Consider the following 22,078-nt stretch of genomic DNA (forward strand, 5'->3'; position numbering starts at 1 on the left):
GATGCCATTTTTATAGCCAATGCCAAAATAGAAAAAAGTTATTTGGAATGAGTAATAGCAATTGAATTCCTTAACTTTGGTTCCTCTCAAAAAAGAAAAAAATGAAATTATATCCTATAGAAACAGGCAATTTTAAATTGGATGGTGGTGCGATGTTTGGCGTGGTGCCAAAAACCATTTGGAATAGAACCAATCCAGCCGATGAAAACAACTTAATTGATATTGCTGCTCGTTGTTTATTGATTGAAGATGACAACCAATTGATTCTGATTGATACCGGAATGGGAAACAAACAATCGGGGAAATTTTTTGGGTATTATTCGCTTTGGGGAACGCATTCCATGGATAAATCCTTAGCCAAATTTGGCTTTCATCGCGATGATATTACGGATGTTTTTATGACGCATTTGCATTTTGATCACTGCGGGGGAAGTGTGCAGTGGAACAAAGACAAAACGGGTTACGAACCGGCGTTTAAAAATGCTAAATTCTGGAGTAATGATAAGCATTGGGAATGGGCAACAAAACCTAATTTAAGAGAAAAACCCTCTTTTTTGTCAGAGAATATTTTGCCGATGCAGGAAAGTGGCCAGCTCAATTTTATCCAAAGACCGGAAGGTGATTTCCTTGAAAAATCGGAACTGGGTTTTGGTATTTTCTTTGCCGACGGCCATACCGAAAAGCAAATGATTCCGCATATTCAATATCAGGATAAAACGATTGTCTTTTGTGCCGATTTATTGGCAACAGCCGGACATATTCCAATTCCTTATGTAATGGGCTATGATACCAGACCACTTTTAACATTAGACGAAAAAGCAAAATTTATGAATGCTGCGGCGGATAATAATTACTATTTGTTTTTGGAACACGATGCCCATAACGAAATTATAACTGTTGAAAAAACGGAAAAAGGAGTTCGATTGAAGGAACGATTTACTTGTGACCAAATCCTAATATAGTGTTAATGCTGTTTATTTTTGTAACAAAAAGATATACTTTAGGCCAATTTTGTAACTTTTAAAAAACGTACACATGAATAGCATTAAACCCATTTACATTTCTGCTTTTGCCATTTTAGCTTTAGCAGGATGTGGCGCTTCAAAACAAGTTTCAAATACTTCGACGTTAGTTGCCGTAAGCGCACCATTAAACATTAAAAAAAATGCACCAATAAACGAAAGTGATTTAAAACGCTGGAGTCATTTAGATATAGTAAAAGATACTATTCCGGGAATGAGTGTTGATAAAGCCTATTCCGAATTATTGAAAGGTAAAAAAGGAGTAACTGTAATTGTTGGGATTGTAGATTCTGGAGTGGATATCGAACATGAAGATTTAAAATCGGTGGTTTGGACCAATAAAAAAGAAATCGCCGGAAATGGAATTGATGATGATAAAAACGGATATATCGATGATATTCACGGTTGGAATTTCTTAGGAGATATCACCAAAGAAAATTATGAATATGAGCGAATTATTAAAAATAAAAACCTCGTAGACGAAAAAACGTATCAAGATGCTAAAGCCATAAGTGATAAAAAAACAGCTGATGCAACAGCTGGGAAAACGCGTTCGGAACAAATGTTAATAGCCCTAAATGAGAGTGATGTAACTCTAGTGAGACATTTTGGAAAATCGGTTTATACGATTGAAGAGGTAAAAGCAATTGTTTCACAAGAACCGGAAATGCAAAAAAGTAAGGCCGCTATGGAACAAATGTTTTCTTTTGGGATTCCTATAGCAGACCTGAAAGTTGCTGTTCAAAAACAACTTAATGGTTTTAATACAGTCTTAAATGGAGAAAATCTAAAAACTGACTACAGAAAAGTTTTGGGTGATAATCCAGAAGATATTACAGATACAAAATACGGAAACAATAATGTTATGGGTCCGGACAAGAATAGTATTCTTCATGGAACCCACGTTGCCGGAATTGTTGCTCAAACTAGAAACAACACAATGGGTGGTGACGGAGTGGCAAACAATGTTGAGATTTTAACCGTTCGTGCCGTGCCAGACGGAGATGAATATGACAAAGATATCGCTCTTGGTATTCGTTATGCAGTTGACAATGGCGCTAAAGTAATTAACGGAAGTTTTGGAAAAAGCTTTTCTCCTCAAAAACAATGGGTTTATGATGCTATCAAATATGCAGAAAAAAAGGATGTGTTGATTGTTCATGCAGCCGGAAATGATGCTAAAGACATTGACTTTGCGGATAATTTTCCAAATGATTCTGAGGATAAAATAACTGAATTTGCTGATAATGTAATTACAATTGGGGCATTAAATTTTGAATACGGAAACAAAGTGGTGGCACGATTTTCTAATATTGGAAAAATCAATGTTGACGTTTTTGCTCCAGGAGTGAAAATTTATGCCACTACGCCAAATGATTCTTATAAATATTTGCAAGGAACATCCATGGCGGCACCAAACGCTGCCGGAGTTGCCGCACTAATACGTTCGCATTATCCAAAATTATCTGCGCAACAGGTAAAACATATTTTGATGGATTCAGGAGTGGCGATTACAACAGATGTTGTTGTTGGTGGAAAACCTAATGACATACGTTCTTTTGCTACCTTATCTAAATCAGGAAAAATAGTGAATGCTTATAATGCATTACTGATGGCTGAGAAAATGTCTAAAAAATAATAGTTCCAATTTATTTATAAATGGAAGGGCAATTTGTCCTTCCATTTATATTTTAACCCATATTAAGAACTCCTCTGATATTCATTCTTTTACTTTCGACCAAATCTTAATAGAGTGTTAATCCATTTATATTCTGTTGTAAAAAGACATAATTTAGGCCCTGCATTTAATTTTAAAAATTTATAAATGAACAATATTAAACCAATCTATTATTCTGCCGTTGCTTTTTTTGCATTAGTGGGATGTAACGCTCAAAAACAAGTTTCCAAAAGTACTGCGCCTATAGCAGTAAGTACTCCGTTGATTATTAATAAAGTTGCACCTATAAGTGATACAGATTTAAAGCGTTGGAGTCATTTGGATTTAATAAAAGATACGATTCCTGGAATGAGCGTTGATAAAGCGTATGCCGAATTATTAAAAAATAAAAAAGGAGTAAAAGTTATCGTGGGAATTGTTGATTCAGGAGTCGATATTGATCATGAAGATTTGAAATCAGTGATTTGGACAAATACCAAAGAAATTGCCGGAAATGGCATTGATGATGATAAAAACGGATATATCGATGATATTCACGGTTGGAATTTCTTAGGAGATTCAGGATTTGAAAATTTAGAAATGACTCGTATTCTGAAAAAAGCGGATGATGGATCGGTGACATATAAAAATGCTAAAGCGGATTATGAAGATAAATATAAAGAAGCATTAGAAGGGAAACAACAAGTAGATTTTCTTTTAAACACCAATAAAATAATACAAACGTACTTAAAGAAAGACGATTATACACTTGAAGAACTGAATGCAATTGTTAGTACAGATGAAGTTTTGAATAAAAGCAAAATGATTATGACTCGAGTTATTGGGCAGTCAGGTCCAAAATTTAGTGCTGATATTGAGGAATACAAAAAGTACATTTACGACCAATTGAATTATAATTTGAACAAAGATTTTAATGGTAGAAAAGTTGTTGGCGATAATCCTGATGATATAAATGATACCAAATACGGTAACAATATTGTTTATGGACCGGATAAAGAAGAAGCATTGCACGGAACCCACGTTGCCGGAATTATTGCTCAAGTGAGAAATAACAATATTGGCGGTGACGGAGTTGCAAATAATGTCGAAATTATGGCTGTAAGAGCTGTTCCTAATGGTGATGAATACGATAAAGATGTTGCTTTGGCAATACTTTATGCAGTAGATAATGGGGCAAAAGTAATCAACGGAAGTTTTGGAAAAAGCTATTCTCCACACAAGCAATGGGTTTTTGATGCTATAAAATATGCTGAAAAGAAAGATGTTTTGTTTGTACACGCATCAGGAAACGATGGGAATGATATCGATCTAGAAAAAAATATCAATTTTCCAAATGATTCTGAAGACAATAAAACGGAGTTTGTTACTAATGTTCTTACTGTTGGAGCCTTGAATAATACGTACGGAGAAACGGTAGTAGCGCCTTTTTCGAATTACGGAACAATCAATGTGGATGTTTATGCTCCAGGAATGGAAATTTACGCATCAGTGCCAAATAACAAATACAAATACGAACAAGGAACATCGATGGCTTCACCAAATGCGGCTGGAGTTGCGGCATTAATCCGCTCGTATTATCCAAAATTATCAGCAGCGCAAGTCAAAAAAATTATGATGGATTCCGGGACGCCGCTGCCAGCAACAGTTGAATTGGGAGAATCTCAAGAGAAAAAATCAATAGCTGATACTTCAAAATCAGGAAAAATGGTCAATGCTTATAATGCCTTGATTCTTGCTGAAAGAATGTCGAAAAAATAAATTAAATAGTTATTAATCTAAAGGAAGAGCGCTTGTTCTTCCTTTTGTATTAAAGAAATAATGAAATCGCCAAGATTTAAAAATACAAATCCACATAAAGAATGACGATTCCATATTCCATTAAAAAAAATATTATCCTCGTATGAAAAAATTCCTTTTACTATCTTTTATCACACTTAATTTTGGTTCCCTATTTGCCCAAAGTTCTACTTATTGGCAACAACACGTCGATTACAAAATGGACGTTACGATGGATGTGCAGCATTACCAATACAAAGGAAAACAAGAATTGGTTTATACCAATAATTCTCCTGACACTTTAAGAAAAGTCTATTACCATTTATTCAACAATGCCTTCCGGCCCGGAAGCGAGATGGATGCCAGAATCCAAAGCATCAAAGATCCAGACGGAAGAATGGTAAACAAAATAGAAGTAGACGGAAAAGAAGTCAAAGAAAGCCGAATCAAAACTTTGAAACCGAATGAAATTGGGTATTTGCGAATCTCTAATTTCAAACAAGACGGAGTAGTTGCCAATGCAAAAGAGGTTGGAACGATTCTCGAAGTTACTTTGGCGAAGCCAATAGTACCGAATTCTAAAACCATTTTTACATTAGATTTTGACGGACAGGTTCCAATTCAAATTCGTCGTTCCGGAAGAAATAATGCCGAAGGCGTAGAATTATCGATGGCGCAATGGTATCCAAAAATAGCCGAATTTGATTTTGAAGGTTGGCATGCTGATCCTTACATCGCTAGAGAATTTCACGGTGTTTGGGGAAATTTTGATGTCAATATTACTATTGATAAAGCATACGTTTTAGGAGGTACTGGTTATTTGCAAAACAAAAACGAAATAGGTCATGGTTATCAAGACCAAGGGCTTGTGGTCTCTGTTCCAAAGAAAACAAAAAACCTGACTTGGCGTTTTACAGCGCCAATGGTTCATGATTTTACTTGGGCTGCCGATAAAAATTACATTCATGATGTGGTGAAAGGACCTAATAATGTTGATTTGCATTTCTTGTATAAAAATAATCCAAAATATATTCAGAACTGGAAAAACCTACAACCTAAAACGGTTCAGTTGATGGCCATTTACAACAAAACAGTTGGGGATTATCCATACAAACAATATTCCGTGATTCAAGGCGGTGATGGCGGAATGGAATACGCGATGTGTACCTTGATTTTGGGTCAAGGCGATTTCGAAGGTTTGCTTGGTGTAACCGCTCACGAAATGGCACATTCCTGGTTTCAACATGTTTTGGCTTCCAATGAATCAAAACACGGATGGATGGATGAAGGGTTTACCTCTTTCCTTGAAGATTTTGGACTGAATGAAATGGCAGATAAGAAAATGGAAAACCCATTTACGGGAGCTTATAAAGGGTATTCCTCGATGGCGAATTCCGGAAAAGAATTGCCTCAAACCACACATGCGGATCGTTTTGATGAGAATAGAATGTACAGCATCACTTCTTACAGCAAAGGAGAACTTTTCCTGACACAATTAATGTATTTGATAGGAAAGGAAAATTTAATGAAAACCTTGAAAAAATACTACCAGGATTTCAAATTCAAACATCCTACGCCAAATGATATCAAAAGAACTGCTGAACGTATTTCAGGAGCAAATTTAGATTGGTATTTGACCGATTGGACGCAAACTACCAATACGATTGACTACGGAATAAAAGACGTAAAAGAAAATGCAGATAAAACTGTTGTAACATTAGAAAGAATTGGCAGAATGCCAATGCCAATTGATCTGACTGTTGAATATATGGACGGAACAAAAGAAAGTTTTTACATTCCGTTGCGAATGATGAGTTTCGAAAAAGAAAATCCGAATCCTTCATTAAAAAGAACGATTCTGAATGATTGGGCTTGGGCGTATCCAACTTTTGAATTTAGTATCTCGAAATCTAAAACTTCAATCAAGAAAATCACTATCGATCCAAGCGGATTAATGGCGGATCTAAAACCAGAAAATAACACGTTTGAAATAAAGTAATGTTTTATTAAAATCAAAAAAAGTCTAGTTTTAAAGCTAGACTTTTTTTTGGGGTTTGTTTTTTTTGGGAACTATTTCAAATGGTATAACATATCTACCGTCATTGATTCCAGATCAAATTTATGTTTCCAGTTCCAATCTTTTCGGGCTTCGGAATCATCAATACTCGCTGGCCAGCTGTCGGCTATTTTTTGACGAAAGTCAGGTTTGTAAGTAACAGTAAATTCAGGAATATGTTTTTTGATTTCGGCAGCAATTTCAGTTGGTGTAAAACTCATTGCGGCCAGATTGTAGGAAGAATGAATTTTAATTTGTTCAACTGGTGCTTGCATAATCTGTATCGTCGCAGCAATCGCATCATCCATATACATCATGGGCATTTTAGTTTCGGAGGATAAAAAGCATTCGTATGTTTTATCCGAAATTGCCTTGTGGAAAATATCTACGGCATAATCCGTAGTTCCGCCACCAGGAGGCGTAGACCAGCTAATTAAGCCGGGATAGCGGATGCTTCGCACATCGACACCAAAAATATTGTGGTAGTATTCACACCATCTTTCGCCAGCTTGTTTACTGATTCCATAAACCGTTGAAGGTTCCATGATTGTGTATTGTGGTGTGTTTTCTTTGGGCGTTGTTGGGCCAAAAACAGCAATACTGGAAGGCCAAAATATCTTTTTTATTTTTTTTGCTTTCGCCAAATTCAAAACATGAAACAAAGAATTCATATTTAAGTCCCAAGCAAAAGCTGGATTTTTCTCGGCAGTAGCCGATAATAATGCCGCCATTAAATAGATTTCATCGATTTGGTGAATCTCTACAAGATGCTCAATTTGATTAAAATCCAGCGCATTTACTACTTCGAAAGGACCCGAATTGACAACGTCATTATTCAGTTTTCGAATATCAGAAGCAATTACGTTTTCTGTTCCGTATATTTTTCGCAACTTATGGGTAAGTTCTGTTCCAATTTGTCCGCAAGCGCCGATAATCAATATTTTAGTACTCATTTTGTCTGTTTTGAAATACAAAGATAACGTTTTCGTAAATAACACAAATTTGATGTAAAAAGTTATAAATTTACTAAAATAGTGTTTAAAATGGGTGTAAAATTCTTAATTTTTTGTTTTTTTAAATACAAAAAGAGCTTCAGGAATATTAGATTGTTATTCCTATGCCGTAATTCGTAATTGTAAATTTACTTTGTAACTTTGTACTTTAATGAAAATTCAAATGAAATGAGCATAATGGTAATCTTATGCTAACAAGATGGAAGATGTATGCGAATTACATGCGACCTTAAAAAACAATAAATAGCTACACATGAAATACAATATAACGGTCTTCCTTTCTCTGATTTTCATTTTGTTATCGTGCCAAAATGACAATCAAAAACGCATTGCCGAAAATAAGAAAGAGATCAAAAAAAGAGAAATCATATTTAAAAACATAGAAAAAGGCTGGGTTTTTTACGACACGCCTATAACGGAGGCTTCTGAAAAAAGCATCGCTACCTGGAACGAATTGCGTATGTTTTTGGCTGAATTAGCTCAAAAACCAAAAAAAACCATTGGAGCATTTCAACAAAAATCGAAAGCACTTTCTAAAAAAGCAATGGCCTTAAATGAGAATATTCCTTTAGAGTTTAATAAACCTCAGATAAAAAGTAGAATTTCGACGTTAATCACTAAAGTACGATTGTTGGATTTATTCATTCATTTGGATAATATTCCGGATAAAAAAGTGACGCAGTTAGTTGCGGAAATTAATTTGGAATTGGTTTCCTTACAAAGACAAATGGACAAAATTGTAGAGAAAAGCAAAATTCCTGTTGAAGAAGGAGAATCTGACTTATTGAAAATGATGGATACTGCAAGAGCAATTCCTAGTACGCCTATTCCTAATACACCAATCGACCCAAATCTGCCACGCGTTGAGTAAAAAAGCCTTATATAGTATTTACGATAATTCGCCAAAAACCCAGCAAATAGTTACTCGTTTATTGGAAAATAATCAAGTAAAAATGCATCTTTCGGGATTACTCGGATCAGCACTTTCATTTGTAATTCGTTCGATTTTTAAGAAATCAGAACTTCCTTTTTTGGTTGTTTTAAACAATAAAGAAGAAGCCGCTTATTATTTGAACGACCTCGAACAGATGGTTGGCGACCAGGATGTCTTGTTTTATCCGGGTTCGTATCGTCGCCCGTACCAAATTGAAGAAACTGATAATGCGAATGTTTTGCTTCGCGCCGAAGTCCTAAACAGAATCAATTCCCGCAAAAAACCGGCGATTATTGTCACCTATCCCGAAGCATTATTCGAGAAAGTGGTGACTCGAAAAGAATTGGATAAAAACACACTAAAAGTATCCGTTGGAGACAAAATTTCTATCGATTTTATCAATGAAGTATTGTTCGAATACGAATTCAAAAGAGTTGATTTCATTACGGAACCCGGAGAATTTTCGGTTCGTGGTGGAATTGTTGATGTGTTTTCGTTTTCGAATGATAATCCATACCGAATTGAGTTTTTTGGAGATGAAGTGGAGAGTATCCGTAGCTTTGATGTTGCGACCCAATTGTCGATTTTACAACAGAAGAAAATTACGATAATTCCAAATGTGGAGAACAAAGTTTTTCAGGAAAACCGAGAAAGCTTCTTGGATTATATTTCAGAAAAAACGGTTGTTTTCATTCAAAACACCGAAGATTTTTTAGCTCAATTAGACAAACAATTTGCCAAAGCCGAAGAAGCTTTCGCAAAATTATCGCAGGAAATAAAACGTGCTGCACCGGAACAATTGTTCTTGAATCAAACGGAGTTTATAAAAAGAGCCTTAGATTTTTCAATTGTTGAATTGAGTTCTAAAGCTATTTTTAGAACCACCAAAAAATTCGAATACCACATTCAGCCGCAACCGTCGTTCAATAAGCAATTTGATCTGTTGTTGAATAACCTGAATGAAAATCATTTCAATGGCTACAAAAATTATTTGTTTTGTTCCAATGAAGCCCAAGCCAAACGTTTTCATGATATTTTTGAGACTTTGGACGAAGCGAATTCTGAAAACATTAGAAAACAATATCATACCGTTGTTTTGCCTTTGTACCAAGGTTTTATAGACGAAGAAAACCAAATTACCTGTTATACGGATCATCAAATTTTTGAACGCTATCATAAATTCAGCATTAAAAATGGGTATTCGAAAAAACAGAATATTACTTTAAAAGAATTGACGACGTTATCCGTTGGCGACTATGTGACGCATATTGACCACGGAATTGGGAAATTTGGAGGATTGCAAAAAATACAAGTCGAAGGCAAAACACAGGAAGCAATCAAACTTGTTTATGCTGATAATGATATTGTGTATGTGAGTATTCATTCGCTGCACAAGATTTCAAAATACAACGGAAAAGACGGAACGCCACCCAAAATTTACAAATTGGGTTCGAATGCCTGGAAGATTTTAAAACAAAAAACGAAGGCACGTGTCAAGCATATAGCATTCAATTTGATACAATTGTATGCCAAAAGAAGATTAGAGAAAGGATTCCAGTTTGCGCCTGACAGTTATTTGCAAAATGAATTAGAAAGTTCATTTATTTATGAAGATACACCGGATCAAACCAAATCAACCCAAGAAGTAAAAGCGGATATGGAAAGTGATCGTCCAATGGATCGTTTGGTTTGTGGGGATGTAGGTTTTGGTAAAACCGAAGTCGCCATTCGTGCTGCTTTTAAAGCAGTAGACAATAGCAAACAAGTCGCCATTCTGGTTCCTACCACGATTTTGGCATACCAGCATTACCGCACTTTTACGGAACGATTGAAAGATATGCCTGTTTCAGTTGGGTATTTAAACCGTTTCAGAACGGCTAAACAAAAAGCCGAAACGCTAAAATTATTAGCAGAAGGAAAACTCGATATTGTCATAGGAACACATCAATTGGTTAATAAAAATGTAATTTTCAAAGATTTAGGATTGTTAATTGTGGATGAGGAACAAAAATTTGGGGTGAATGTAAAAGATAAACTGAAAACTATTGCCGCCAATGTCGATACACTGACTTTGACAGCAACGCCAATTCCGAGAACACTGCAGTTTTCATTGATGGCAGCGCGTGATTTATCTGTAATTACAACGCCGCCACCAAACAGATATCCAATTGAAACGAATGTAGTTGGCTTTAGCGAAGAATTGATTCGGGATGCCATTTCTTATGAAATTCAGCGTAACGGACAGGTTTTCTTCATCAATAACCGAATAGAGAACATCAAAGAAGTCGCGGGAATGATTCAGCGTTTGGTGCCAAATGCCAGAGTTGGAATTGGCCACGGCCAAATGGAAGGAAAAAAACTGGAAGAATTGATGTTGGCTTTTATGAACGGAGAATTTGATGTTTTGGTAGCGACAACCATTATCGAAAGCGGTTTGGACGTTCCTAATGCCAATACAATTTTTATCAATAATGCGAATAATTTCGGCTTGTCTGATTTGCATCAAATGCGGGGTCGGGTAGGGCGTAGCAATAAGAAAGCATTTTGCTATTTTATTTGTCCGCCGTATTCAGCGATGACCGAAGATGCAAGAAAACGAATTCAGGCTTTGGAACAGTTCAGTGAACTCGGAAGCGGATTTAATATTGCGATGAAAGATTTAGAGATTCGTGGTGCCGGTGATTTATTGGGAGGCGAACAAAGTGGTTTTATCAACGAAATTGGTTTTGATACCTATCAAAAAATCATGAATGAAGCCATCGATGAATTGAAGGAAAATGAATTTAAGGATTTGTATCCTGAGGAAAACAATTTGGAAACCAAAGAATATGTAAAAGACCTGCAAATCGACACCGATTTTGAGTTGTTGTTTCCAGATGAGTATATCAATAATGTTTCGGAACGTTTGAGTTTGTATAACGAATTAGGCGGTGTAAAAAACGAAGAAGAACTCATCATTTTCCAGAATAAGCTGATTGACCGTTTTGGTTCTTTGCCGCCACGAGCCAATGCGTTAATGAATAGTATTCGTATCAAATGGATTGCTACCCGCATTGGAATCGAGAAATTAGTGATGAAACAAGGCAAGATGATTGGGTACTTTGTATCCGACCAACAATCGAATTATTATCAATCGAATCGTTTTCAGGATGTTTTGCAGTTTGTGCAAAAACACAGTTCTATTTGTAAAATGAAAGAAAAACAAACCCCTAACGGTTTGCGACTGCTGTTAACTTTTGACAATGTAAAATCGACAAGAAAAGCATTGGAATTAATGGAGTTGTTGGGGAAGTAGATTTTAAGATAAAAAGCTTCCAACCTCAAAATCAGGAAGCTTTAATTAAAAAATTCTTACACGATTGGCAGGGATTTTATAAATTGATAATATTATTTCTTGATCAATACTTTAAAGGTCCTAAGTAAGAATTAAACCTTTTAGTTCTGAAAAGATAAAAAAACACCTCGAGAGAGGTGTTTCAAAACAAAACCCAAATTATACTCTAAAACTTATATTGTAATAAAATCTCATTTGTATTTTTAGCACTTGCCATTGTTGAAATAGTACTCATTTCATAAGCATAACCAATGATGAATTTATTTTTTAAAATGAAATTAGCCATTGCTGCGTAGGCTTTATCTGTACGATACAATGCGCCAACTTCAAAATTATTCTGTATTTGCAAAATGGTATTGAAATCAACAGAAAATGGAGCAGCAGTAACATATCTAGCCAACAAAGAAGGTTTTAATACTAATGTACCTGCTGGATTAAGATTAAAATCATAACCACCGCTTAGATAAACTCTTGGTTTGTTGGTTTCTACTGTTGCATATCCATTATCATTTTTTGCGTTTTGGATATTTAATAATTTTGGAACCGAAAGCGATATATAGAATTTTTCGCTTTTTAATAAAGCACCCGCACCAAAGTTGGGATTAAAGGTGTGAATGGAACCAAAAGCAGGATCTGCTTCAATAGAATACAGCTCTAATCCAGCTGTATTTAGATTAAAATTAGTACCTCCTGCGTTTATACCCAAATACAAATCGGTATTTTGAGTCATTTTTACTTTATAAGATAAATTAATATCTACAGCTGTTTGTTTTTCTATAAAAGTAGAAGAATTGACTACTGCGATACCAAACCCAAGGTTATTTGCTATCGGCATTCCAAAAGAAACTGCCTGAGTTTTTGGTGCATTTGCAATTCCGCTCCACTGATTTCTAAGGGAACTTGTAATTACGGTTTGCTCATCAACACCTGCATAAGCGGGATTGATAACATTCATGTGGTATTTGTAAAAAGCGAAAGAGCCTTCTTGTTGTGCAAAAACCGAACTGCCAATTAAGAGTAGTGCGCCTGCCAATATGTAATGTATTTTTTTCATGTTATTTTTTTATTTATAAATTATTTAGCAATGTAAATCCACCCTTGTTTGTCAATAGAACCATCATCGCCTAAATCAATTTGATAGAAATAAGAACCTACAGCTACAACTGAACCGGTGTTTTTGTATTCTCCATTCCAGTCATTTTGGTAATCTTTAGAAAAATACACTTCTCCTCCTGTGCTGTTTAATATGCGAACGGAGGAATTAGGATGATTTATTAAATTATTTATAAACCAAGTGTCATTTTTACCATCTCCATTTGGAGAAAATCCTTCCGCAACATTTATTTCAACTAAATCACAAGCATCGCCAATACCATCATGGTCAATATCTGCTTGGTCTTGATTATACGTTGTAGGACAGTTATCATTTACATCCAAAACACCATCAAAATCATGGTCTTCATTATACACTTCGATTGTGAAATTTTTAGTTGTAGAACCAATAGAATTAGTAGCAGTAACAGTATAACTTATTGCAGTTGTCTCTATAGTTGGTCTTCCACTTATTGCTCCTGTACTGGTATTAAAACTCATTCCGGTGGATAAAGAAGGATTAATGCTAAAAGTCGATACCGGATTTGAAGTTACAGTTGGTACTACCGCTTCCATTACTATGTTTATTGGTAACCTAAGGTTTCCTATATAAGTTAGGTCTGTAGGTATTCCTTGTATTTCAATACTAATTGTTTTTGAAGAAAAACCATAGCTATTGGTTGCAGATACTGTGTATACTGTTGCAGATTGAATGCTTGTTGGCGTTCCACTGATAATACCAGTTGCAGAGTCCAATTGAAGTCCTCCAGGTAATGCTGGATTTACAGTATATACAAGATTGCCTAAACCTTCATTTACTGAAGGAACTAAGCTTGTAATACCTATATTTGTAACAAAAATATTAGGGGTAATATAGTTTAATTTACTTGGTGCAGAAGGGATTAAAATACTATACTCTGCGGTCGTTTTATTAAAAATAATGTTATAAACACCGGCTGTTGGCACAGTTATAGGATTAGCATCAACAATTGCGGTTCCTGATGGAAAGTCTGTTCCTCCCCAATTGTAAGGTAAGGTCCAAGCGTGATCCCCTCTAAATTTTAATGCGCCTGGTATTAAAGAAACTCCGTCAAGCGTATAAACAATTCCGTCTGTAGAGGTCATATCCGTATCGGTTACCCAAGCTCCCGGGGTAGCATCTCCAAATATACTTATGGTTTGAAAAGCAAAACTGTAAACTCCTGTAGTTTTATTAAAAGTAATATTATAAATACCTGCAGTTGGTACAGTTATAGGATTAGCATCAACTACTGCTGTTCCTGATGGAAAGTCTGTTCCTCCCCAGTTGTAAGGTAATGTCCAAGCATGATCCCCTCTAAATTTTAATGCACCAGGTAGTAAAGAAACTCCTTTAATTGTATAAATAGTACCATCTGTAGTGGTCATATCCGTATCGGTTACCCATGCTCCCGGAGTTGCATCTCCAAATATACTGATTACTTGAAAATTTACTTGCGGTACAATAAATGAATAAACTCCAGTTGTACTATTAAAACTAACGTTATATACTCCGGCTGTTGGTACTGTAATCGCAGCTCCGTCTAAAATTCCTGTACCAGACGGGAAAGCTGTTCCTCCCCAGTTAGTCGTAGGTGTCCAAGCATGGTCCTGACGAAATTTAACAGCACCAGAAATTAGTGTAATTCCATTAATGGTATAGTGAATACCATCTGTTGTTGCCATATCGGTATCAGTATTCCAACCATCGGGAGTTGCATCACCAATCAAACCTATAACTGGATAGACTACTTGTTGTAATGTAAAACTATATTCAGCTGTAGTTTTATTAAAAGTCACATTATATTTTCCTTGCACTGATGTAATCGCAGCTCCGTCTAAAATTCCTGTACCAGACGGGAAAGTTGTTCCTCCCCAGTTAGTCGTAGCTGTCCAAGCATGATCCTGACGAAATTTAACAGCACCCGAAATTAATGTAACTCCATTAATGGTATAGTGAATACCGTCTGTTGTTGCCATATCGGTATCAGTATTCCAACCACCGGGAGTTGCATCACCAATCAAACCTATAACTGGATAGACTACTTGCGGTGTTGCAATTGAATAGACTCCTGTAGTTTTATTAAAAGTAATATTATAAATACCTGCAGTTGGTACAGTTATAGGATTAGCATCAACTACTGCTGTTCCTGATGGAAAGTCTGTTCCTCCCCAGTTGTAAGGTAATGTCCAAGCATGATCCCCTCTAAATTTCAATGCTCCTGGAATCAAAGCAACTCCGTTAAGAGTATAAGTCGTTCCATCTGTGGTGGTCATATCAGTATCTGTTGTCCAGCTTCCTGGAGTCGCATCTCCAAAGATACTGATCGTTAGAAAAGCTGAATTCTGTTTTTCAACCGAAATAAGCGGTGGCTTTTTTGCATTTGCAAAAGAAATTGTCAAAAGACAAATAATAAAAAAGAGTAATTTCTTTTTCATAGTTTTTGGTTTTTAAGTTAGTATTAGTATTTATTTTTTTTGTGATTCTGTTTAATAAACCATATTACAAAACAGGTGTATTTGCAATATGGTTTATGGTTTATTCTTCAAATTAGATTTTTTTTAAATCCTTCATTTCCGTAGCAGTATCTTCTTTGATACTGATAGCAGTACCTCCACCGGGAGCAATGTATTGTTTCAAAACACTTTTTGAAGTGACTATGATCTTTTGAATCGTATAATTTTGTGGTTTTTCGTTCCAACTGGCATCTTTAGCATCCGAATAAACTGTTGCGATGTATTTTTTACCTTTTGGAAGATAATCAAAAGCAATAGTTGCTGTTCTTGCGTTTTCATCAGTGATACCACCCACGAACCATTCGTTTTTACCTTTTGCTTTACGGGCAATAGTGATGTAATCACCTGGCTCAGCTTCTAGGATATAACTATTGTCCCAATCTACTGCAACATCTTTGATAAACTGAAAAGCATCTGGAAAACGATTGTAATTATCCGGAATGTCAGCTGCCATTTGCAACGGGCTGTACATCGTCACATAATAGGCTAGTTGTTTTACCAAAGTTGTATTGACACGTTGGTTTCCACCAGTTTTGTAGTAGGTAAGATCAGTTTGAAAAATACCGGGTGTATAATCCATTGGTCCACCCATCAAGCGGGTAAATGGTAAAATAGTGGTGTGTTCCGGAGCTAATCCTCCCATAGCTTCAAATTCTGTTCCTCTAGCTGATTCTTGTGCAACCCAGTTTGGATAGGTACGGTTTAACCCCGTAGGACGTACTGCTTCGTGGCTGTCTATCATGATTTTATAATCGGCAGCGCGCTCCGCTACGTGTATGTAATGATTGACCATCCATTGTCCGTCATGATGTTCACCACGCGGAATAATTTTCCCTACATAACCTGTTTTTACAGCATCATACCCATTGTCATTCATAAACTGAAAAGCACGGTCCAAACGACGTTCGTAGTTTGTTGCAGCTCCCGAAGTTTCGTGGTGCATGATAATCTTTACACCTTTTGCGGCAGCGTACTCATGAACTGCTTTTACATCAAAATCAGGATAGGCAGTTGTGAAATCAAATACTTCTTCTTTCCAATTGTTAATCCAATCTTCCCAACCTACATTCCAACCTTCGATAAGGATGGCATCAAACCCATTTTTTGCTGCAAAATCAATGTATTCTTTGGCATGTTCCGTTGTCGCTCCGTGTTTTCCATTTGGCGTAAGCTTAGTAAAATCTTGATTTAGTTTTACATTATTCTCTTTTCCATAAGCCCAAGTACTTTTTCCAGCCACGAAATATTCCCACCAAATTCCAATGTATTTCACTGGTTTTATCCAAGAAACATCTTTGTAACTTGTAGGCTCGTTGAGGTTTAAGATTAGTTTTGAAGCCAAAATATCAGTGGCCTTATCACTTACCACAATGGTTCTCCAAGGCGTTTGAGCATCCGTTTGCATGTATCCTTTATTCCCGACAGCGTCCGGGGTAAGATGGCTGCTCATTTTGAAAGTCGTTGCATCCACGTTTAAAGACATAGCTGGATAATTAATCAATGCCGCTTCGTGAATATTGATGTATAAACCATCTGAAGATTTCATCATAGAAGGCGTTTGTACCGCCAAATTTTTGATAGGAAATTGGGAATTGATTTCAACGGTAGCTTTTTTCATCAACGAAGGAATCTCCGAAATCTTGGATGTGGTATAAGCATATTCATTCGTGTCATAATCTCCCGGAATCCAGAAAATTTTATGATCTCCTGCCAATTGAAATTCGGTATGTTCTTCTTTGATTACAAAATAATTCAAATCATTTTGTTTTGGAAATTCATATCTAAACCCCAATCCATCGTTGAACAAACGAAACCGAATTCGGATGTATCGATTGTTATTTTTGGCTTGCGCCAAAGTAACTACCAATTCGTTGTAATTATTACGAATCGTTTTTTGTTCGCCCATAACAGGATCCCAATTAACATCAACAGCCGTTTGGGTTGTGTTTGTAATAGAAAAGCCATCAATGAATGATGCTACATCTTTTGTTTCTAGGCCTAAAGTACTGGATTTGATAACCGGTTTTCCCTTGTAGGTTAATTGGTAAGAAGGCACTCCATTTTCTTTCAATTCAAATTTTAGAACAAGATTCTTGTTAGGCGAATTGATTTCTTGTGCGAGCATCCATAATGGGCTTGCACAAACGAATAGAAATAACGCATAAAGGCGTATTTTTTTAAGTCTAAAGTTCATATTTTTTATTTTTTTTATTAATAAAGAGATGCTATTCTGGTTTAATAGTGGTGCTTTAATTTAGATTATGACCGTTTTTTGAATGCACTGAATAGTTATGAATCGTTCTTGAAGAACTTTCACAGCGTTGCAGGAATGAACTGTAGTTCATCCTTAATAAATTGACGCAAAAGCACAAAGACACATAGGTTCGAAGTATTTTAAAAATTTAAACAAACTATCAAATTGCTTAAAAGCAAGAAAGTGATATGAATTAAATCTTTTGTGCCTTTGTGTTTTACGACAATAAAAATAGAATAGTGTTTTGGCTAACGAATGTTACCTAAAACTAATTTTCAGCATTAGTTTTTCAATACTTTATATTGAAATGGCAATAAACTTATTTGAGTAGTTGCTGTTATTGCAGCACCGGTAAATCCATCTTTCCAAGTCAATTTAGATAATGAAACTGGAATAGTATAATTGACTGTTGCAGAGGTTAAGTTAGATAGCACAAAGACTTTTTCAGTAGCGGTTTCCATAGTGAATGCACTTACAGCATCACTACTATACCCTTTGTAAGTCCCTTTTTTTAGCGCATTGCTAGAATTTCTGAAAGCAATAATCTTCTTATATTCTGCTAGCATATCTAAATCGGCAGTACTCCAGTCAATAGGGGTACGGGTAAAATATTCGATTCTTTTATTGTATCCTACTTCTTGTCCGTTATAGATCATAGGTACTGAATTCATGTATGCTGCAACTACAAATGCTGCAATAGATCCTTTTTTTCCGCCAAATAACTCTAACGGTGTACCATCAGAAAGGTTGACATCATGATTGGTTGTATACCTAACAATTCTATTTTCAGGATTGTAATTATTAGCATATTCGGTAGCATTTGAATCTTGTAAAGTGGTAGCAGATTTATTTTCTTTGAAAACTTTTTCCAAAGCACTGAAGAAGTTAAAACCAAAAGTATAATCAAAACCAGCAGCAAATTGATTTACTTTCGTTCCTTCTGCAAGCATTAATAGATTTTGATTTTTCTTGATTTTTCTTAAAGTGGTGATGGCTTCTGACCAAAAATTCTGAGGTACAAAATCAGCATAATCACATCTGAAACCGTCTATGTTTGCGCTGTATACCCAATAGGACATCGCATCAATCATCGCACTTCGCATTTCAAGATTAGTGAAATCTAACTGTGCGACATCATTATAATTAGTTCCTGGAGGAATAATAATATTTCCACTAGCATCTTTTTGATACCAATCTGGGTGAGCGGTAATCCAGGCGTTATCCCATGAAGTATGGTTAGCAACCCAGTCCAATATAACTGCCATGTTTTTTTTGTGGGCTTCTTCCACCAAAATACGTAAATCTTCCAAAGTACCAAAATCCGTATTTACAGCTTTATAATCTTTAACAGAATAGGGAGATCCCAATCCGCCTGCTGATTGAACTACTCCAACAGGATAAATAGGCATTAAATAAATAACATTAACCCCAAGTTCTTGAATAGAAGTTAGTTTTTCCTGAACCCCTTTTATAGTTCCTGCCTGACTAAAAGCACGAATGTTTACTTGATAAATGACGGCATCTTCTTTTTTAGGCATTTTTTCAAACCGTGTTCCATATTGTGGATAAGCCGGAGCTGGAGTTGACTCATTATCCGAAGAACTGCATGAGGCTAGTACCGAAGAAAAGATAAGTACAAAAACGATGTTGATATATAATTTCATTTTTTTGATTTTTAATAATAACCGTTATAAACTTAGAAATGGTTGCATCCCTCCTCCTTTTTAAAAAAAGAGGAATGCTTTTTAAAATTACTAACTAAACCATTTTTATGCTAAACGAGTATTCTGTTTATTAGATTTTTGTGACTGTATAAGTAGCAGTGGCAGGATAGAGACCGGTTATTGCATCTTTTTCTTGTATAGAAAACGTTACCTCATAAGTACCGGCTTCACTTATATAATGAGCGCCCGGATCGTCCAGATATACTTTCCCCTCGTTATTATTTTTTGGACCATAATTTATTGTCCAAGAGTTGTTAAGTCTGAATTTTACATTTCCAACTTTTAAAGCGCCTTTAAATTTCCATATTTTTAGTTGGTGGTCATAAGACATATTGGTAGAATTATCCCAACCTCCGTCAGTTGCATCCCCAACAACACCCCAAGAAAAAGGAGTAGCTGTCCATTTTGCAGTGTTTAGGTTTACAGTCATTTGATAGGAACCCGCTTTTGCAATTTGAAAATCGGTATCACTTCCATTAACTATATTTCCATTGGCATCAGCTCCGTAATATTGACTCCAGCTTCTTTCATTGGTGAATTTAAATCCTAAACCTTGTGTTTCTGGAAAAGTCACATATCCTTGAAAAATACCGCTATCAATTGCTTTTAGTTCTGCAGCAGTATTTACATCCCATCCTTGGTAACTTCCCGGCATATAGATTGCTCCAAACACCACTTTTTTAGCAAAAGGGGTTACGCTTAATTCTATAGGATTTGAATATATTTTTCTGTCCAAAGTTGATTCTACACGAACTACTATTTTTCCTGCAACATCAACTGGAAGACCTAATTTAATAGCCATTTTGTTAAGGTCACTTCCTGAAAAAGCTTTGCTTAATACATCTACTCCAACTTCAACACGAACTGCTTTTGACCAAGCTGTAGCTCCAATAGCATTTGCTGGAAGATCAAATTCCAATGCATACGTTACAGGTGCATTCACAGGAAATGTTACCGCAGGCCATGATAGGGTTAGTACAGATAGATTTTCGTTTTCTGTAGAAATTACGATAGCGTTTGACGAAGCCTCAATTGAACCCGAAAAATTCACTTCTTTTAAAGAGGTAAGTATGGCGTCATTTTCACAGGATACACCAAGGAAAAGTAACGCGCAAATTACGAATAACTTGTTTATATATTTTTTCATAATAGTTCTATGTTTAGTAACCTGTATTTTGTTTTATTCCTTTGTTTGCATCCAATGCTGCTGTTGGTATTGGGAACAATTTTCTGTAATTAGCAGAAACACCTCTGAAATCATTTGCTAATAAGAATTTATCAAAACGAATCATATCTTGTCTTCTGTGTCCTTCCCAATTTAACTCAAATCCTCGCTCATTATAAACATCGTCTAATGTAGGATTTGCAGCTAATATTCCAAGTCCGGCACGTTGTCTGACAGGATCTATGAATGGTTTTGCAGCAGCGGGATTACCTAGTCTAACATTACATTCTGCTTTCATTAATAATACATCAGCATAACGATAGATAGGGAAATCATTTGATGCACCACCACCGTCCATAGGTGTAACAGGATAAAATTTAGTATTACGAACACCAGCTTGTGGTGCAGCACCAGGATTGTCTAATGACGCTACATCAATAGAATAATTTACTCCTCCGCCTTGGTCTCCATAACGGAATTGTTTTTTACGAATGTCTTTATCATCGTATTTCAAAAAGAAATCTTTAGGCACAATGGTACCATTCCATCCGCTATAACCAAACAAGTTTTTGGCGTCCGGGCCGTTTAGACTTCGAACTGTAAAAATATTACGGGATACTACATTTGCAGTAACAAACATGGCTAATATGGTTTCATCATCCGGAAGTACATCTCCAAATAATTCATAGTATTTGTTTCCCATTGGACTGGAAGCATTAGCTGCACCGGAATGAAGTGAGAATCCACCACCACTTACTTTATCACAAGCTGCCAAACATTTTTCCCATTCAGGAGTACCAGTATATACTCCGGCATTCAAATATACTTTAGCTAATAAAGTGTACCCTGCCCATTTATTAAATCTTCCGTAATAGTTTCCACCTTTGGTAGCCGAAAGAGTTTCTACATTTTCGGTTAACTCTTTTACGATGAAATTATAAACCTCTTTACGGCTTGATTGTGGAATTTGATTTACAGTTATATTATTATCCGTGTAGAAAGGAACATCTCCAAAATCATCTATCAATAAATAATAGAAAAAGGCTCTCAATACTTTAGCTTCAGCAATTTTTGAAGGCTCTGCATTTGATTTTTCTAATTGGTTAACGGCTAAATTGGCATTGAAAATAGATTTGTACAACCATCTCCAAGTGTTGTTTATAAAAGAATCCGTTGGTAACCAATCGTGTTTGTATAAACGGGCAAAATCCAATTCCCAATCACCGGTTGTTCTATGAGGAATAACTTGTTCATCCGAACTAAAGCAGTTTAAGTCATACCATCCTCTGTCTGCTCCAGCATATCCTACACCATCCCAATTCCCGCCAACTTGGGCGTAAACACTTGCCAATGCTACATCGGCTCCTTGCGCAGACCCATAAAAGTCATCTGCTGTATATTTATCATATACTTTTTCATCAACATTGGTACAACCAACAAGTAATAAGAAACTTAAGCTTCCTATTAGCAATATATTTTTGATTTTCATTTTTCT

The 22,078-nt window shown here is 35.9% G+C and carries 13 protein-coding genes; 6 read left to right on the plus strand and 7 right to left on the minus strand.

The window, feature by feature from the left end; genetic code table 11:
* The first annotated feature begins 101 nt into the window (after positions 1–101).
* From ACNO7W_RS13295 to ACNO7W_RS13310, 4 genes are all read left to right on the plus strand, one after another.
* Positions 102–962, plus strand: a complete 861-nt coding sequence (locus tag ACNO7W_RS13295) for an MBL fold metallo-hydrolase (protein WP_417938502.1) — start codon at positions 102–104, stop codon at positions 960–962.
* A gap of 73 nt (positions 963–1,035) precedes the next feature.
* On the plus strand, positions 1,036–2,661 hold the full coding sequence (locus ACNO7W_RS13300) for a S8 family peptidase (RefSeq protein ID WP_417938503.1): 1,626 nt from the start codon (positions 1,036–1,038) through the stop codon (positions 2,659–2,661).
* Between the two features lie 186 nt (positions 2,662–2,847).
* Positions 2,848–4,458, plus strand: coding sequence for a S8 family peptidase (locus tag ACNO7W_RS13305; RefSeq protein ID WP_417938504.1), 1,611 nt, complete (start codon positions 2,848–2,850; stop codon positions 4,456–4,458).
* 142 nt (positions 4,459–4,600) lie between these two features.
* Positions 4,601–6,475: a M1 family metallopeptidase gene (locus ACNO7W_RS13310; protein ID WP_417938505.1), complete on the plus strand. Its 1,875-nt coding sequence runs from the start codon at positions 4,601–4,603 to the stop codon at positions 6,473–6,475.
* Positions 6,476–6,546: 71 nt separating this feature from the next.
* Here the strand turns inward: ACNO7W_RS13310 and ACNO7W_RS13315 are convergent, their stop codons facing one another.
* Positions 6,547–7,485 carry an L-threonine 3-dehydrogenase gene (locus ACNO7W_RS13315; RefSeq protein ID WP_417938506.1) on the minus strand — a complete coding sequence of 313 codons (939 nt, stop codon included), beginning with the start codon at positions 7,483–7,485 and terminating at the stop codon, positions 6,547–6,549.
* 313 nt (positions 7,486–7,798) lie between these two features.
* Between ACNO7W_RS13315 and ACNO7W_RS13320 the strand changes: the two genes are divergently transcribed.
* Both ACNO7W_RS13320 and mfd read left to right on the plus strand, forming a co-directional pair.
* Entirely contained in the window at positions 7,799–8,416 is a 618-nt protein-coding gene (locus ACNO7W_RS13320; RefSeq protein ID WP_417938507.1) for a hypothetical protein, read from the plus strand.
* Positions 8,409–11,774: a transcription-repair coupling factor gene (gene mfd / locus ACNO7W_RS13325; protein WP_417938508.1), complete on the plus strand. Its 3,366-nt coding sequence runs from the start codon at positions 8,409–8,411 to the stop codon at positions 11,772–11,774. Before ACNO7W_RS13320 ends, mfd begins: the two co-directional genes overlap by 8 nt.
* A 205-nt stretch (positions 11,775–11,979) precedes the next feature.
* Here the strand turns inward: mfd and ACNO7W_RS13330 are convergent, their stop codons facing one another.
* The 6 genes from ACNO7W_RS13330 to ACNO7W_RS13355 form a co-directional block, all read right to left on the minus strand.
* On the minus strand, positions 11,980–12,867 hold the full coding sequence (locus tag ACNO7W_RS13330; RefSeq protein ID WP_417938509.1) for a PorP/SprF family type IX secretion system membrane protein: 888 nt from the start codon (positions 12,865–12,867) through the stop codon (positions 11,980–11,982).
* A 20-nt stretch (positions 12,868–12,887) separates the two neighbouring features.
* Complete coding sequence (locus ACNO7W_RS13335; RefSeq protein ID WP_417938510.1) at positions 12,888–15,362, minus strand: gliding motility-associated C-terminal domain-containing protein; 2,475 nt, start codon at positions 15,360–15,362, stop codon at positions 12,888–12,890.
* 112 nt (positions 15,363–15,474) lie between these two features.
* Complete coding sequence (locus ACNO7W_RS13340) at positions 15,475–17,634, minus strand: glycoside hydrolase family 97 protein (protein WP_417938511.1); 2,160 nt, start codon at positions 17,632–17,634, stop codon at positions 15,475–15,477.
* Positions 17,635–17,975: 341 nt separating this feature from the next.
* On the minus strand, positions 17,976–19,358 hold the full coding sequence (locus ACNO7W_RS13345; RefSeq protein WP_417938512.1) for an alpha-amylase family glycosyl hydrolase: 1,383 nt from the start codon (positions 19,356–19,358) through the stop codon (positions 17,976–17,978).
* 130 nt (positions 19,359–19,488) lie between these two features.
* Entirely contained in the window at positions 19,489–20,565 is a 1,077-nt protein-coding gene (locus tag ACNO7W_RS13350; protein ID WP_417938513.1) for a SusE domain-containing protein, read from the minus strand.
* Between the two features lie 13 nt (positions 20,566–20,578).
* A complete protein-coding gene (locus ACNO7W_RS13355; protein WP_417938514.1) occupies positions 20,579–22,072 on the minus strand; it encodes a RagB/SusD family nutrient uptake outer membrane protein in 1,494 nt (497 codons plus the stop codon).
* Positions 22,073–22,078 lie beyond the last annotated feature (6 nt).

Origin of the sequence: Flavobacterium sp. ZB4R12 (assembly GCF_048276375.1) — a bacterium.
Taxonomy (GTDB): domain Bacteria; phylum Bacteroidota; class Bacteroidia; order Flavobacteriales; family Flavobacteriaceae; genus Flavobacterium; species Flavobacterium gawalongense.

Excerpts from the sequence above, each read along its gene's own strand:
- ACNO7W_RS13305 (WP_417938504.1), top strand. The coding sequence starts at position 2,848 with ATGAACAATATTAAACCAATCTATTATTCTGCCGTTGCTTTTTTTGCA.
- ACNO7W_RS13295 (WP_417938502.1), top strand. The coding sequence starts at position 102 with ATGAAATTATATCCTATAGAAACAGGCAATTTTAAATTGGATGGTGGT.
- ACNO7W_RS13310 (WP_417938505.1), top strand. The coding sequence starts at position 4,601 with ATGAAAAAATTCCTTTTACTATCTTTTATCACACTTAATTTTGGTTCC.
- ACNO7W_RS13355 (WP_417938514.1), bottom strand. The coding sequence starts at position 22,072 with ATGAAAATCAAAAATATATTGCTAATAGGAAGCTTAAGTTTCTTATTA.
- ACNO7W_RS13335 (WP_417938510.1), bottom strand. The coding sequence starts at position 15,362 with ATGAAAAAGAAATTACTCTTTTTTATTATTTGTCTTTTGACAATTTCT.
- ACNO7W_RS13315 (WP_417938506.1), bottom strand. The coding sequence starts at position 7,485 with ATGAGTACTAAAATATTGATTATCGGCGCTTGCGGACAAATTGGAACA.
- ACNO7W_RS13320 (WP_417938507.1), top strand. The coding sequence starts at position 7,799 with ATGAAATACAATATAACGGTCTTCCTTTCTCTGATTTTCATTTTGTTA.
- ACNO7W_RS13300 (WP_417938503.1), top strand. The coding sequence starts at position 1,036 with ATGAATAGCATTAAACCCATTTACATTTCTGCTTTTGCCATTTTAGCT.
- ACNO7W_RS13345 (WP_417938512.1), bottom strand. The coding sequence starts at position 19,358 with ATGAAATTATATATCAACATCGTTTTTGTACTTATCTTTTCTTCGGTA.
- ACNO7W_RS13350 (WP_417938513.1), bottom strand. The coding sequence starts at position 20,565 with ATGAAAAAATATATAAACAAGTTATTCGTAATTTGCGCGTTACTTTTC.
- ACNO7W_RS13340 (WP_417938511.1), bottom strand. The coding sequence starts at position 17,634 with ATGAACTTTAGACTTAAAAAAATACGCCTTTATGCGTTATTTCTATTC.
- ACNO7W_RS13330 (WP_417938509.1), bottom strand. The coding sequence starts at position 12,867 with ATGAAAAAAATACATTACATATTGGCAGGCGCACTACTCTTAATTGGC.